The sequence below is a fragment of the Dyadobacter sandarakinus genome (assembly GCF_016894445.1).
Classification (GTDB): Bacteria; Bacteroidota; Bacteroidia; order Cytophagales; family Spirosomataceae; genus Dyadobacter; species Dyadobacter sandarakinus.
In genome coordinates, this window is the sequence record NZ_CP056775.1 from 186,663 (window position 1) to 201,746 (window position 15,084).

Here is a 15,084-nt window from a genome sequence, read left to right on the forward strand (position 1 = left end):
CTGACCCGGACCATCAAACCTGAACCTTTACCATGAAACAAACCAAAATGTCCCGCCGCTCAGCCATTGAATCTGTGCTGGGTATTGCGGCTGCGGGTACCATGCTGCTGCCCAAAAACTCCTATGCTGCGCCTCCGCAACCTTTCAGGGAATACGGCAAAGTAAAGATCACGAAGCTCGAAACTTTCCTGGTTAAACCCCGGTGGATATTCCTGAAAATCCACACCGATGCCGGCATTGTGGGCCTTGGCGAACCCCTGCTGGAAGGCCGTGCCCTGACCATTCAGACGGCGATCAAGGAAGTGGAGCCGTACCTGCTGGGAAAGGACCCGAGGGCGGTTGTACATCACTGGCAGGCCATTTATCGCCATGCATTTTACCGGGGCGGCCCCATCCTGACGAGTGCCCTCAGCGGGATTGATCAGGCGCTCTGGGATATCAAAGGCAAGCTCCTCAACGTACCGATATACGAACTTCTGGGCGGTCCTACCCGCGACCGGGTGCGGGTATATGGCCGGGCCTCCAATGCAGAGGAAATGAAAAAGCGGAAGGCCGAAGGCTACACCGTTATTAAAACCGGAGTTGCCAGGAAGAACCCTGCCAACATTGTTGAAAACCCCTCATTTATCAGATATGCTGCGGACAACTTTGCTTCACTCCGGGAAGCCGGCGGTCCCGATATGGACATTGCCATCGACTTTCATGGGTCGGTGCCCCAGCAAACCTCCAAGGTGCTGATCAAAGAGCTTGAACAGTTTCAGCCTATGTTTATTGAAGAACCCTGCCAGGCGCAGAATGTGGATACGCTGGTTGATATTGCCCGCGGCACCCACCTGCCCATTGCGACCGGCGAGCGGATTTTTACCAAATGGGGCTTTCGCGAGATCCTCGAAAAAGGAGCTGCAAGCATTGTTCAGCCCGATCTCTGCCACGCCGGCGGCATCACCGAAGGCCGGCTGATTGCGGGCATGGCAGAAGCCTACTATGTACCCATTGCGCCGCACAATCCGATGGGTCCTATTTCACTGGCTACCGGCATTCAGCTCGCAGCCAGCGTACCCAATTTTCTTGTACAGGAGCAGGTAACCCTGGGTGAAGGCTATCTGAAAGAACCATTTAAGCTACAAAAAGACGGAACCGTAATGGTACCTGTGAAGCCCGGACTGGGCATTGAGCTGGACGAAGACCAGATGAAGGATAAGATAGGCCACGACTGGAAAAACCCGGAGTCGTACAATGCGCTCGACGGGTCGGTTGTGGACTGGTAAGCAAGTATTTGATTCTTTTTTATACCAATAAATACATCAGGAAATGCTATGAAAAAAGTGTGGGAAGTAATGTTGTTTCACCTGCTGCTGGGCAGTACGCTGGCTTTTGCCCAGAACAGCACGGTGACAGGAAAGGTCACAGACCAGGATAATGCAGCCCTCCCGGGCGTGAACATTTTGCTGAGCGGTACCTCGCAGGGGACCGTTTCGGATGCCGACGGAAATTTTACGATCAGTGCTCCTGCGAGCGGCTCCCTCGTATTTTCATTTATCGGGTACGAAAGTCAAACCATTGCGATCAGCAACCGGAGCACGATTGAGGTGAAACTAATGCAGACCTCACGCAGCCTGGGCGAAGTGGTGGTGGTAGGGTACGGAACGCAGCGCAAAACTGACGTAACCGGCTCACTGGCTGTCATATCGACCAAGGAGTTTTCACAGCAGCCTGTGACCCGCCTTGATCAAGTATTGCAGGGACGGGCGACCGGTGTGCAGGTGACCCAGTCAAATGGTTCGCCGGGGGGTGATTCCAAAATCCGTGTGCGGGGTGCGAACTCGGTACTTGGCAACAATGATCCGCTGTATGTGATCGACGGCTACATTGGCGCAGATTACAGCCTGCTCAATCCCGCGGATATCGCCTCTCTGCAGGTATTGAAAGACGCTGCGTCGACTTCCATCTATGGAAGCCGGGGTGCAAACGGGGTCATCATTATTACCACCAAGAAAGGAAATAAGGGGATCAAGGTAACTTACGAGGGGCAGGGAAGCTTTTCCAATGTGATCAAAACATTTGACCTGCTGCCTGCGGGTGAATTTGCAGAGATCGTGAATGCACGGGCGCTTGCAACAGGCTCTACGCCTCCGTATACCGACGCCCAGATTTCGGGCTACAAAGCCAATGGCGGAACCGACTGGCAGGACCTGGTGTACCGGAGGGGCAGTGGTACCCAGCAGCAGCTCACCGTAACCGGCGGTGGCGACAAAACTACTTTCATGATTTCAGGTAATTACGTAAAACAGAATGGAATCGTAGAAAACAGTAATTTCAAGCGCTACGTTTTTCGTACCAACCTGAACACCCAGGTTAGTAACAAGCTGGCATTCCGGTTCAATCTTTCGGGTGCTTATTCCAAAAATCACAATACCGACGGCGGCGGTGCGCTGATTGAAGCCCTGCAATGGGCCCCCACCACGCCTGCCTATGGGGCAGACGGCCTGCCAACCTTTGCCGATCCGATCGGGTCGGTATCGCGCAGTCCGCTCGACAACCTGTACGATCGGTCCAATGATCTTGCCAGAATGAACATCAATGCAATCGGCGGATTAAACTACCAGCTTCCGGTGAAGGGCCTGAGCCTGGATCTTCAGTATGCGATCAACTACCTGGATCAGCAGAACAGCAACTTCAACGGTCCGCGGATTGCCAACAATGTTCCCAATGCATCCCGGTACTCGTCCGATGCCGTCACACTGCAGAATACCAACAGTCTGAACTACAATGTGCAGCTCGGCGACCATTCGATCAATGCAGTGGCGGTGCTTGAAACCCAGCAGTATACCAACAAAAACTTTACTGCCAATGCCACCGGGCTGCGCTTTCCGCAGCTGGGCTACGATAATATCGGCGGTAACTCGGCCGCATCGGTTTCTTCCGGTTTCCAGAAATGGACCCTGTTGTCACTGCTTGGCCGGGTGAATTATGCATTCAAAGACAAATACCTGCTGACTGCTGCGGTACGCCGGGACGGATCGTCCAAGTTCAGTGCTGACAATCGGTACAGCGTGTTCCCGTCGGTGGCAGTGGGCTGGCGGCTTTCGGAGGAAGCGTTTATCAAAAACCTGAATGTATTCAGCAACCTGAAACTGCGCGGGAGCTGGGGACTTACGGGCAGCCAGGCAATCAATCCGTATGCAACCCTGTCGCTGTACAATACGACTTACGTATCATTCAACAACAACAGCATCACGGCCGGTGTGATCCAGGGCAATGCGGGTAACTCCGACCTGAAATGGGAAACCACCAGCCAGAGCGATGCAGGGGTGGAAATGGAATTTCTGAACGGCCGTATTCACCTGGAAGCCGATTATTTCCATAAAAACACCCGGGACCTGCTGCTGAACGTATCCATCCCGAACTATGCAGGCGGCGGTACCCAGACACGCAACATCGGAGAGATCGAGAACAAGGGTTTTGAATTTGCGGTGGGTGGTACACCGGTCCAGGGTAAAAGGTTTACATGGGAAACCAACCTGAACTTTTCGACGCTGAAAAACCGTGTAATGGACCTTGGCGGACTTCCGCGCATCGGTACCGGAACCGGGGCAGGCGGCGGGATGTCTATCACGAATGAATTTATGCTGATGCCAGGTCAGCCGCTGGGCTCTTACTGGGGACTCAAATACCTGGGTACCTTCAAGCCTGATGAGGCAGACATAGCTGCCCGCCAGGGACGCGTGCCGGGTGACCCCCATTATGAGGATATCAATGGGGACAACAGTATCACCACAGACGATTTTCAGATCATCGGTCATGCTTTTCCCAAAGTTACCGGAGGGTGGAACAATACATTTACTTACAGCGGCTTCACGCTGAATGTGTTTGTCAACGGTGTTTTTGGTGTGGATAAACTGAATTATACCCGCGCAGGCGCCATGTCGGGCTCGGGAGAAGCCAGGCAGTTCCTGCTGACCGAGATCCGCGACTACTACCGGCCGGGCAATGAAGATTCGGACATTCCTGCATTTACCAAAACATACCAGCCTTTTACCCAGTCAAGCCGGTTCCTCGAAAACGGAAGCTTTGTAAGGCTCAAAAATGTGTCGCTTGCTTATAACTTCCCGGGCTCGCTGTTGAGCGGTAAGGCAACTGTTCGCATCTTCGCCAGCGCTACCAACCTGTTTACCATCACCAAATACTCCGGCCCGGATCCCGAATCAAGCAATGTAGGCTCGGGCACCGACACGGCCATCGGCATTGACCGGGGCTCATATCCGAATGCAAAAGTTTTCACGCTGGGGCTGAACCTGGGATTTTGAGAGGGCATACTTGCGCCGGTTTTCAGCACCGGGATTTACAGGTTCAAGAAGCATTTAAACAAAATATACAAAGCGGAAAGCCAGAAGCCGATCGCCGGCAGCCAATCCCGCGACAACAATCAAATCCAATGAAAAAGATCAACATACTCATACTCGCATTGTCGCTCCTGACGGGCGCGGGCTGTAAGGATTACCTGGAAGAAGATACTACCGGGCTGCTTTACGGAGAAAATGTACTTGCCACCCAGGCAGGTCTCGAATCAGCACTGACAGGCGCTTACAAGGGTCTGGGAGCGCAGTGGTCGATGGGTTTTCTGCATCCTTCGGCCAATGCCGCCACCCTCGGCAGCGACGATGTGACCACGCACCCGGCCAGCAACAAGGCCGACTGGCGGGAATTCGACCAGTTTAACGTATCCACCACCAACCAGCGGTCCAATGCTGTATACAACGGTTGCTACAAGGCCATACAGGGCGCCAACAATGTGATCAATAACTGGGAAAAGACGACCGGAGATGCGGCATCCATCGCGGTCATCGTAGGCGAGGCGCACTTTATACGCGCATTTTCCTATTACTGGCTTACGCGTTTCTGGGGAAATATCCCGCTGGTACTGGCCGGCGAGTACTCCGCCGACTTGCTGCAAATAAGCAAATCGACGCCGCAGCAGGTGTACGACCTGATCGTGGCTGACCTGAAAGTGGCCGAAACCAACCTCCCCGATACCAAGCGCGATCCGGGCCGGCCCAACAAAGGTTCGGCCAAGGCATACCTGGCAGATGTGTACCTGACCATGGCGGGCTGGCCATTGAAGCAGGCCGACAAGTACGGGCTCGCTGCCGCAAAGGCCAAGGAAGTAATCGATAACCATGCTGCTTACGGCTTTCAGCTGCTGCCCACATTTGCTGCTGTTTTTGAAAACGACCCGGCTTCCACGGGAACTGCCGAAGCGGTGTTTCAGATCAATGGATTTACCAGCGGCGACTCGGGAAATTCGACGTATGGGTTGACGACCATGCCCGGGGAAGAGGGCGGCTGGGATGATATGTATGCAGAGCTCAACTTCTTCAATGCATTTCCGGCAGGTCCGCGGAAGGATGCTACTTTCAGGACTGAGTTCGGATTGTCAGGTGCAAAAATTCCATGGCAGCGCAGCCTGACAAAGCATCCCTACTATAAAAAGTGGTACATCAAGGGAGATATTTCAACGTACCAGGCGTCATTGCCGTCGGTGATGATGCGGTATGCGCACGTGCTGACCATTTATGCCGAGGCCAAAGCACGTGCCGCCGGGCCTGATCAGGCTGCCTACGATGCATTGAATGCCATTCGCCTCAGAGGACGTGCCGCGGGAACCAAGGCATTATCATCAGCCGATGGCCTGAGCGCCGCCCAGTTTGCCGACGAGGTGGTGCAGGAACGTGCATGGGAGTTTGCCTGCGAAAGAACACGGTGGTTTGATCTGGTAAGATTGGAAAAAGTTGAGGAAGCCAATGCAAATAAAAGTCCTGACGACTTGCAACCCATCCGCGCTATCACCAAGGCCAATTACTGGTTGCCACTGCCTTATTCGGATACTTCCCTGAATCCCAACTTATAGTACAAATGCCAAGCCCCTGTGTTACTGCTGCACGCCTGTTCGGCAGTATGCACAGGGGCATAGCCGTACCGGTAGCTACCCGCGGAAATTGAATGCAATTACAACATCGATCCAATGAATAAAACGACCACACTGCTCGCCCTGCTGCTGCTGGCCGGTGCCCTCGGGACGACTTTCCGTCAGTCGGAGCGTGAAGACACAGACTGGCCGGTGTATGGGGGCAACCATGCAGGCAACCGTTACTCGCCGCTTACGCAGATTAACCGTACGAACGTTCAGAACCTTAAACTTGCCTGGACTTACGACACGGGTGAAAACAAGGACCCGTCGGAGCGGGGAATGGATATGCAGTGCCAGCCGATTGTCGTGAACGGTATTATGTATGGTACTACCCCATACCTGAAACTTTTCGCTGCCGATGCTGCCACCGGGAAAGAGCTCTGGAAATTCGATCCGTTTGAAGGAAAGCGGCCGCGGCTGCATCCGGTCAGGGGAGTTACTTACTGGTCCGACGGTGCCGACAAGCGTATCTTGTACACTGCCGGCGCTGCCCTGTATGCGGTCAATGCCGAAACCGGCAAGCTGATTTCTTCTTTTGGTAAAAACGGGGAAGTCGATTTCCACGAAGGTCTGGGAGATGAAAAAACATACGGCTACAACCTGGATAACTTCAACATCCGGAACACGACGCCGGGAGTGGTTTACAAAGATCTGTTCATTACTGGCTCGTCCGTTTCCGAGGGAGGAGATGCATTGCCCGGGCATATCAGGGCATTTGATGTGCGTACCGGAAAGCTGGCCTGGGTTTTCAGGACCATTCCGCTGCCGGGGGAGTACGGGTACGAAACCTGGTCGGAAGACTCGTACAGGAAGCTGGGTGGTGCCAACTGCTGGGCCGGAATGGTACTGGACGAAAAAAGGGGAATGGTTTTCCTGGGTACTGGCTCACCTTCAGTTGATTTTTACGGAGGGGCACGCAAGGGTACCAATCTGTTTGCGAACTGTGTAATCGCCCTGGATGCGGGGACAGGCAAAAGAATCTGGCATTTCCAAACCGTCCACCATGATCTCTGGGACCGTGATATTCCGTGTCCGCCCAACCTCATCACGGTGAAGCACCAGGGAAAAAGCATTGATGCAGTGGCCCAGGCGACCAAGGACGGGTATATTTTTGTATTTGACCGCGATACGGGTAAGCCGCTTTTTCCCATCAAAGAAGTACCCGCACCCACAGCCGGTGCCTTACCCGGCGAGCATCCCTGGCCTACACAGCCCGTGCCGGTGAAGCCAGCACCTTTTGCCAAACAAAACCTGACGGAAGCGGAAATCACCACGCGTACGCCTGAGGCCCATGCCTATGTGTCGGACCGGTTTGCCAACAGTACAAAAGGACCTAAAAACCTGCCTCCAAGCCTTACAGGAGGCTTGTTGTATGGTATCGGCGGAGGTGCGGAGTGGGGCGGCACAGCGGCGGACCCGGGTGGTATCATGTATGTCAATGGAAACAACATGCTCTGGTGGCTCAAAATGCGCGACAGCCGGGAGAAGGCCGAAGGTCAGACTGCATCCAGGGGACACGTACTTTTTAATACCAACTGCGCGGCCTGCCATGCTACCGACAGCAAAAGCGGCGCCAGTACGGCCTCGCAGGCTTACCCGGTTTTGAAAGACATCGGCAAGCGCATGAGCCGTGAGCAAATCAGCGCATTGCTGGAAACAGGCCGCGGCCGGATGCCATCGTTCCAGCATATTGCAAAGGAAGACAGGCAGGCGATCATCGGGTTTTTACTCCATATGGAAAACAAGCCGGCGCCCGGCGATGTACATGCACAAACAGCTCAAACCGGTCCGGTAAATAATGCTGCCTTCCCCTATATGCCTCCTTATATCAATAACGGGAATGTGCAGTTTCGCGATCAGGACAATTACCCGGCCATCAAGCCACCCTGGGGTACGCTCAATGCAGTGGACCTCAACACCGGAGAGTATCTCTGGAAGGTGCCGCTTGGCGAGTATCCTGAGCTGAGCAGGAAAGGTGTGCCGGCTACGGGTACCGAAAATCATGGCGGGCCCGTCGTCACGGCAGGCGGGCTGCTGTTTATAGCAGCCACTTATGACGAAAAAATGCGCGCTTTCGACACCAGGACTGGAAAGATCGTATGGGAGTACCAGCTGCCTGCAGGGGGATTTGCAACACCCATTACCTACATGGCCAGCGGCCGGCAGTATGTGGTGATTGCCGCAGGAGGCACGCGGTACGGGCTCAAATCAGGCGGAAAATACGTCGCGTTCGCCTTGCCGTAAGTGATCAGATATCAGCGGGAGAACATCAATCCTCATCCTGCCCAAAACGAACCGGAATATGAGCAAGTATCTGTTGAGCTGTGACTGGGGCACGACCTCCTTCCGCCTGAGGCTGGTCGATGTCAGGAGCCGCGCCTGTGTGGGTGAAGTGATGTCGGGAAAAGGGGTGAGCAGTACCTTCAATGAATGGCAGGCGGGTGGAGGAGGAGTAAGCCGGGAAGATTTTTTCAGGGGAATGTTGCTCCGCAGCATCAGCGAGCTTGGAGGCCGGTCCGGGTTTGACCTGACGAACATTCCGGTTGTGGTGTCGGGAATGGCGTCTTCATCCATCGGTATGCTTGAACTGCCGTATGCAGAAGTGCCTTTTGCATTGGATTCAAGCGGTATGCTGGTACGGTACCTGGGCACTTCTGCTGCTTTTCCGTACGAGATACTGCTGGTTTCGGGTGTACGGAGCAGCGACGATGTGATGCGGGGTGAAGAAACACAGCTTATCGGGTTATACGAACTCGCCGGGGTGGATGAGGATGTAAAAACCACTTTTGTTTTTCCCGGAACACACTCCAAGCACCTGTACGTACAGGAGGGTAAAATGGCAGGTTTCAAGACATTCATGACGGGCGAGCTATTCAATCTGATGGTGAGCGGCAGCATTCTGAAGGACTCTGTAATCCTCAGCAAGCCCGATGAGTATACGCCTGAATTGTGGGATGCTTTCAGGCTGGGTGTGGTGGAAAGCGGGAAGAGCCCTATTTTACATGCACTTTTTACAGTAAGAACCAGGCAGCTTTTTGGTTTACTAAGTAAAAAACAAAATGCGATGTACCTCAGCGGCCTGCTCATCGGCGCGGAACTCCGCGAACTGACCGGTGAAGCGCACAACCAGGTGGTGCTTTGCGGGGGCGAAAATCTGTCGGCCCCATACCGGCAGGCGATCCGGACACTCGGGCTGGCTGGCCGGACGCGCGTAATCGCTCCGGAGTTGTCGGACCAGGCCGCGGTTTACGGTCATATCCGCATTTTTGAACATCAGCGTATCACATTGAACAAAACAAGTATATGAGTGAGCATTCATTTTCCTGGTCGCTTTTTGAGCAGGCACCGCTGGTCGGTATTATCCGGAACGTGTCTTTTGAGGACGTAAAACGTATTCTGCCCATTTACCGGGAAGCCGGGCTGACTACGGTCGAAATTACGATGAACACACCCGGCGCTGCCGATATGATTGCCTATGCACTGGAAGAGGAAGGGGAAGGACTGAACATTGGTGCAGGTACTGTTTGTACCAAAGACGACCTGAACGATGCCCTGGATGCCGGCGCACAATTTATCGTCACGCCCGTCATCAGTAAAAAGGTGATCAAATCCTGCGTAAAAAAAGGCATTCCTGTTTTCCCGGGCGCATTTACCCCTTCCGAGATTTACAATGCCTGGACGATGGGCGCTTCCATGGTCAAAATATATCCTGCCACTTCGCTGGGGCCGGAGTACATCAAAGACCTGAAAGCACCCATGAACCAGCTGAAACTCCTTCCGACGGGCGGCGTCAGTCTTGAAAATATGTCCGACTTTCTGAAGGCGGGCGCTAACGGACTGGGAATCGGCAGCCAGCTTTTTGACAAGAAAATAATACAGGAAAAGGACTGGGCGGGTCTGAAAGCGCATTTTTCACGGTTTGTACAAAAACTTTCCATTTAAATGGGCAAGATCAATCACTACCGCTGGATCATCGTTCTGTTACTTTTTCTGGCTACAACGATCAACTACCTCGACCGGCAGATCATCGGGTTGCTGAAGCCGATCCTGGAAAAGGAGTTCAGCTGGACCGAAACGGATTTTGCGCGCATTGTGATGGCATTTACAGCTGCCTATGCGGTGGGATTACTTGTTTTCGGCTGGCTCATTGACAAGATCGGTACCAGGCTGGGCTATGCATTTACCATCGTGTTCTGGAGTGTCGCAGGAATGCTGCATGCGGTGGCACGGAGTGCATTCGGTTTTGGGCTGGCACGCGTGGGGCTCGGGCTGGGTGAGGCAGGAAATTACCCGGCCGCGGTGAAAACGGTAGCGGAGTGGTTTCCCAGGAAAGAGCGCGCGCTGGCAACCGGATTGTTCAACGCGGGTACCAGTGTGGGCGTGGTCGTGGCCTTGCTCCTGGTGCCCTGGATTTTGAGCCGGTATGGATGGCAGGAGGTATTCTGGATCACCGGTGCGCTTGGATTTGTGTGGCTGTTATTCTGGATGATTTTTTACGACATACCCGCCCGCCAGAAGCGCCTGAGCGATGCAGAGCTGCATTATATTGCCAGCGGGCAGGATCAGGACGAGCACGACCCCGAGCGCCAGCCCGTGAAGTGGGCGCGGCTTTTTACATTTTCGCAAACCTGGGCCTATATCACAGGCAAGGGCCTCATCGACCCTATTTACTGGTTCTTCCTTTTCTGGCTGCCTTCCTATTTTGCCTCAACATTTAACCTGGACCTGAAAAAGCCGAGTCTGGAACTGATGCTGATCTACACGGCGACCACCGTGGGGAGTATCGGCGGAGGTTACCTTTCCTCCTGGCTGATCAAAAGAGGCTGGCCCACCCTGAAAGCGCGTAAAACGGTACTGCTGGCATTTGCTTTCCTGGAATTATCGGTGATCCTGATCCAGTTTGCGACCGGTGTGTGGATGGCGGTGGGCTTGATCAGTGTGGCGGTGGCCCTTCACCAGGCATGGGCTACCAACGTGTTCACACTCCCATCGGATTTGTTCCCGAAGCAGGCTGTGAGTTCCGTTGTAGGCATCGGCGGCATGGCAGGGGCAGTGGGCGGTATCCTTTTTCCGATCCTGATCGGGAGCCTGCTGGATACCTACAAGGCCGCCGGCAACATCCAGGCGGGCTACAATATCATTTTTACGATCTGCGGCTTTACCTACCTGGTCGCGTGGCTGATTATCCATCTGCTCACCCGTACGCCCAGGGTTGTGGAGCTGGAAGAGCTGCTGTAATGCAGTAGTGCCGCATTTTCGTCGGAAATACTATATTTGGACCGACTATCCCGCAAGCCGATGCAAGCAGATTACGACAAGTACACGCAAATCATAGCACGATACATTGAAGCCTATAACCGTTTCGACATCAGCGGCATGCTGGCGGATATGGACAATCATGTACGTTTTGAAAATATATCCGCAGGCGAAATCAATCTGGCAACCGAGGGTTTGGAAGCGCTTAAAAAGCAGGCACAACTTGCCGCAACGCTTTTCAGCCAAAGAACGCAGACCGTGACCGGGCTTACCTTCAAAGACGATCTGGCGGAGGTGGGTATTGCCTATAAAGGTGTACTCGCAACCGCGCTTCCGAACGGATTAAAGGCCGGTGACAGCATTGAAATGCATGGCAAATCGGTTTTTCGTTTCAAAGACGGTAAGATTGTTTTTCTTCAGGATATCAGCTAAGCAGCTCTCCCAAAATCTTTTTCCATCAATCTTCCATCTTATTTCCTGGCAGAACGAGGCAGGCAAGCGCACTTTTTTCCAGGTAATGGATAGTACCAGTCCGCATTTTACATTGATGCGGATAATCGTGCGTGTTTGAAAAAATACTATTTCTTTCTGTGTAAATGATAGGTTCTGCACGCGGATCATTTAATTTTACCATTGTCAATATCTGTAAAATCTAATCCTTATCCTATGAGCCGTCAAACTGTTTTCCCGCGCTTAATCGTTTCAATGATCATACTTATGGCAGTTACAGTGAGTTCATTTGCCCAGTCCAAAGAAGAGGCAGCGGTAGCTGCTGCGGTTGAAAACTTCCGTAAGCTGCTCATCGATCCCAAGGAAGCCGACCTGAATGCAGCAACTTCCAAAGCATTGAGCTACGGGCACTCCAATGGCCTGGTAGAGGATCAGCAAGTATTCGCCGCCTCCCTGATCAGCGGAAAATTCAATTTTGAAAGCATTGAGCAAACCGAGCAGACCATCACAGTAACCGGTGACGCGGCCATCGTACGGCATGTTTTCAAAGCAACAACGCACGATGCCGGAAAGGATCTGGGTACCGCCAATCTGAAAGTACTTCAGGTGTGGCAGAAGCAATCCGGCAAATGGGTGCTCATCGCCCGCCAGGCTGTAAAAATCGTTTCATGATGGTGTTTTGCCCATCTTCAATCTCCTAACATTCCATTTTCATTGCAGTATGTTTAAAATTTCTTTCAGCATCCTCTCGGCGCTGCTTATTTTCTTTTGGCACACGAACAATACCCCATTGCCCGGGGATCATGCTGTTACCGTAAGCAGGGATACCCTCAGAAATGCAACCAGCTGGCCCCAGGAGCTGGATATCACGCACTTTGCAGGCTCTGATATTACGCCCAGCCCGGCCTGCCTCGCAGTATCGGCGGGCGGCGAAGTATTTGTAGGTGTGGATATGATCGGTTCGCTCGGCAAAGAGCCGGGTAAAGGCAAGATCATCAGGCTGGTGGACTCGGACAATGACGGCAAGCTTGATAAGCATACCACTTTCGCTATGGCCGATGATCCGAGAGGTATTATCGCGATGGGCGACCAGGTTTACGTGATGCACACCGTTTTTTCAAAAGAAACGGGCAAGGCTTCGGGTATGGACCTGGTGGTTTTTGAGGATAAAAACCGGGATGGTGTGGCCGATGGACCTTCCAAACCTTTGATCCAGCATCTGAGCTCGCCCAAGTTCCTGCAATCCCGCGGTACCGACCATGCTACCAACGGGATCCGGATGGGCATTGACGGGTGGATTTACATCGCAGTAGGCGATTTCGGTTTTCATGGTGCGGTAGACCGCTCCGGAAAGACGCTGACGCAACTCGGTGGCGGCATTGTGCGGGTACGGCCTGACGGTACCGAGATGGAAGTGTACACGCATGGGATGCGCAACATTTACGATGTGGCGATCGACCCGTATATGAACATTTTCACACGTGGTAATACCAATGATGGCGGTGGCTGGAACATTCGTTTCAGCAACCAGATCCAGTCGGGAGAATATGGGTACCCGGTTCTTTTCCAGCATTTTACGGATGAAATTATCCCCGCACTGGTGGACCTTGGGGGCGGCTCGGGCACGGGTGCATTGTTTATGGACGATCCTACCTGGCCTGCACAGTTTAACAATGTACCGATGATGGCCGACTGGGGAAGAAGTCAGCTTTACATTCACTGCGTTACTTCCGACGGCCCGACTTTCAAGCAGAAAGAAGAAGAATTTATCAAGCTTTCGCAGATCACGGACCTCGATGTTGACGCTTCGGGACGGATGTTTCTGTCGGCCTGGGATGGTGCAGGTTACTCCGGAGATCCCGGAAAAGGCTTTGTCGTGCGGGCGGTTCCCAAAAGCTGGAAGTACAAGCCTTTTGCAAACCTGCCGAAAGCTTCGGTGAAGGAGCTGGTGAATATCCTGAAAACGGGTAGCGGCGTGGCAAGGCTTGCCGCGCAGCAGGAGCTGCTGTCGCGCCCGGCCAAAGAGACGGAAAAAGCAGTGTGGGCCATAGCAGCCGATCAGAAGCTGGCATTGCCTGTGCGGGTAGCAGGAATTTACACGTATGCGCAAGTGGCTGGAGCCTCGGGTATTTCCAACCTGGTAAAGCTGAGTAGTGAAGCTGCTGTCCGCGAGTTTGCGCTGCGTGCCCTGGCCGACAGAAAAACTTTCATTGATAAAGTGCCCTCAGAACCATTCCTGAATGGTTTGAAAGACGCATCGCCCCGCGTGCAGCTGGTTGCGGAAATAGGTTTGGGCCGGCTGGGAAAGGCAGAGGCTGCCAGTGAACTGCTGAAAGTGAAGGTTCCGGCGTCGTTTGTGGCACCGGCCAAAGATGTGGAAGGTCCTCATGCAACTCCCAACCCCGATATCATTGCACCCCATATTGCAGTACGTTCACTCGTAAGTCTGAATGCAGTGGATGCCTGCGTAAATGCGATCGGTACAGAAAATTCAACCCTTGCCTTGTGGGCATTGCGGTACATGCATGATCCGAAAGCTGTAAACGGCCTCATCGCAGCTTATGGCAAAACTTCGGATGAAAAGCTGAAAAAGGATATCCTGATTACCTTATCGCGTCTTTACAAAAAGGAAGCAGATTATGATGGATCGTGGTGGTGGAGTACACGCCCCGATACCCATGGCCCATATTACAAGGCTGTCACGTGGGAGTCGTCTGATGCCATCCGTACATTCCTGACCGAACAATGGAACAAGGCCGACAATGCAGGCAAAGCATTTTATTCCGGTCTGAACAGCCGTCACCGCATGGAAATTGCAGATTTTGGCGGGGACTCGGTATTGGTAGCGAAAGAAGAGGTAAAAGTGGATCTTGAAAAAATACGAAACAAAAAAGGCCAGGTAGGAGAGTCCTCGATTGAGGATGTGATGCTCGCAATTGCCAAGATCCCGGGTGATGCAGCAGTTGGCAGGACGCTTTTTGCAAAACAAGGCTGCATAGCCTGCCACAGTATCAGCAAAGGTGAAGTGATGAAGGGGCCGTTTATGGGGCAGATTGGCTCGATCATGAACCGTGAGCAGATTGCCGAATCCATTCTTAAACCCAATGCATCCATTTCACAGGGTTTTGCGTCGGTACTCATCACGGCAAAAGGAGACAAAACGTACATGGGCTTTGTATCGCAGGAGTCGGCCGACAAGCTGGTGATCCGTGACATTGCCGGACAGGTCAATACCATTAAAACGTCGGATATTATCAGCCGCAAGGAAATGGAAACATCCATGATGCCGACCGGCCTTGCCAATGAGCTTTCATACCAAGAACTTGCCTCGCTGGTAACTTTCCTCTCCCAGCAGAAAAAGTAATGTTGTCCTGAGTTGATCATTAAAAAGTAAATCCTGTCCGGTATTC

10 protein-coding genes are annotated in these 15,084 nt (G+C 53.1%); all 10 read left to right on the forward strand.

Annotated elements, in window-relative coordinates; genetic code table 11:
- The first annotated feature begins 32 nt into the window (after window positions 1-32).
- The 10 genes from dgoD to HWI92_RS00715 all read left to right on the forward strand — a co-directional run bounded on the left by dgoD (window position 33) and on the right by HWI92_RS00715 (window position 15,038).
- On the forward strand, window positions 33-1,268 hold the full coding sequence (dgoD, locus tag HWI92_RS00670) for a galactonate dehydratase (RefSeq protein WP_204660291.1): 1,236 nt from the start codon (window positions 33-35) through the stop codon (window positions 1,266-1,268).
- A 48-nt stretch (window positions 1,269-1,316) separates the two neighbouring features.
- Window positions 1,317-4,307, forward strand: coding sequence for a SusC/RagA family TonB-linked outer membrane protein (locus HWI92_RS00675; RefSeq protein ID WP_204660292.1), 2,991 nt, complete (start codon window positions 1,317-1,319; stop codon window positions 4,305-4,307).
- 128 nt (window positions 4,308-4,435) lie between these two features.
- Window positions 4,436-5,908 carry a RagB/SusD family nutrient uptake outer membrane protein gene (locus tag HWI92_RS00680; RefSeq protein WP_204660293.1) on the forward strand — a complete coding sequence of 491 codons (1,473 nt, stop codon included), beginning with the start codon at window positions 4,436-4,438 and terminating at the stop codon, window positions 5,906-5,908.
- Window positions 5,909-6,022: 114 nt separating this feature from the next.
- The gene (locus HWI92_RS00685; protein ID WP_204660294.1) at window positions 6,023-8,212 is read left to right on the forward strand and encodes an outer membrane protein assembly factor BamB family protein; all 2,190 of its coding nucleotides are present in this window, start codon (window positions 6,023-6,025) and stop codon (window positions 8,210-8,212) included.
- 58 nt (window positions 8,213-8,270) lie between these two features.
- Window positions 8,271-9,275, forward strand: coding sequence for a 2-dehydro-3-deoxygalactonokinase (locus HWI92_RS00690; RefSeq protein ID WP_204660295.1), 1,005 nt, complete (start codon window positions 8,271-8,273; stop codon window positions 9,273-9,275).
- On the forward strand, window positions 9,272-9,910 hold the full coding sequence (locus tag HWI92_RS00695; RefSeq protein WP_204660296.1) for a bifunctional 4-hydroxy-2-oxoglutarate aldolase/2-dehydro-3-deoxy-phosphogluconate aldolase: 639 nt from the start codon (window positions 9,272-9,274) through the stop codon (window positions 9,908-9,910). Before HWI92_RS00690 ends, HWI92_RS00695 begins: the two co-directional genes overlap by 4 nt.
- On the forward strand, window positions 9,911-11,206 hold the full coding sequence (locus tag HWI92_RS00700) for an MFS transporter (RefSeq protein ID WP_204660297.1): 1,296 nt from the start codon (window positions 9,911-9,913) through the stop codon (window positions 11,204-11,206).
- 60 nt (window positions 11,207-11,266) lie between these two features.
- Window positions 11,267-11,656, forward strand: a complete 390-nt coding sequence (locus tag HWI92_RS00705) for a nuclear transport factor 2 family protein (RefSeq protein WP_204660298.1) — start codon at window positions 11,267-11,269, stop codon at window positions 11,654-11,656.
- Window positions 11,657-11,941: 285 nt separating this feature from the next.
- Window positions 11,942-12,346 carry a nuclear transport factor 2 family protein gene (locus tag HWI92_RS00710; protein WP_229248650.1) on the forward strand — a complete coding sequence of 135 codons (405 nt, stop codon included), beginning with the start codon at window positions 11,942-11,944 and terminating at the stop codon, window positions 12,344-12,346.
- A gap of 49 nt (window positions 12,347-12,395) precedes the next feature.
- The gene (locus HWI92_RS00715) at window positions 12,396-15,038 is read left to right on the forward strand and encodes a DUF7133 domain-containing protein (RefSeq protein ID WP_204660300.1); all 2,643 of its coding nucleotides are present in this window, start codon (window positions 12,396-12,398) and stop codon (window positions 15,036-15,038) included.
- Window positions 15,039-15,084: the final 46 nt, after the last annotated feature.

Excerpts from the sequence above, each read along its gene's own strand:
- HWI92_RS00710 (WP_229248650.1), top strand. The coding sequence starts at position 11,942 with ATGGCAGTTACAGTGAGTTCATTTGCCCAGTCCAAAGAAGAGGCAGCG.
- HWI92_RS00680 (WP_204660293.1), top strand. The coding sequence starts at position 4,436 with ATGAAAAAGATCAACATACTCATACTCGCATTGTCGCTCCTGACGGGC.
- HWI92_RS00690 (WP_204660295.1), top strand. The coding sequence starts at position 8,271 with ATGAGCAAGTATCTGTTGAGCTGTGACTGGGGCACGACCTCCTTCCGC.
- HWI92_RS00700 (WP_204660297.1), top strand. The coding sequence starts at position 9,911 with ATGGGCAAGATCAATCACTACCGCTGGATCATCGTTCTGTTACTTTTT.
- HWI92_RS00705 (WP_204660298.1), top strand. The coding sequence starts at position 11,267 with ATGCAAGCAGATTACGACAAGTACACGCAAATCATAGCACGATACATT.
- HWI92_RS00675 (WP_204660292.1), top strand. The coding sequence starts at position 1,317 with ATGAAAAAAGTGTGGGAAGTAATGTTGTTTCACCTGCTGCTGGGCAGT.
- HWI92_RS00695 (WP_204660296.1), top strand. The coding sequence starts at position 9,272 with ATGAGTGAGCATTCATTTTCCTGGTCGCTTTTTGAGCAGGCACCGCTG.
- HWI92_RS00715 (WP_204660300.1), top strand. The coding sequence starts at position 12,396 with ATGTTTAAAATTTCTTTCAGCATCCTCTCGGCGCTGCTTATTTTCTTT.
- dgoD (WP_204660291.1), top strand. The coding sequence starts at position 33 with ATGAAACAAACCAAAATGTCCCGCCGCTCAGCCATTGAATCTGTGCTG.
- HWI92_RS00685 (WP_204660294.1), top strand. The coding sequence starts at position 6,023 with ATGAATAAAACGACCACACTGCTCGCCCTGCTGCTGCTGGCCGGTGCC.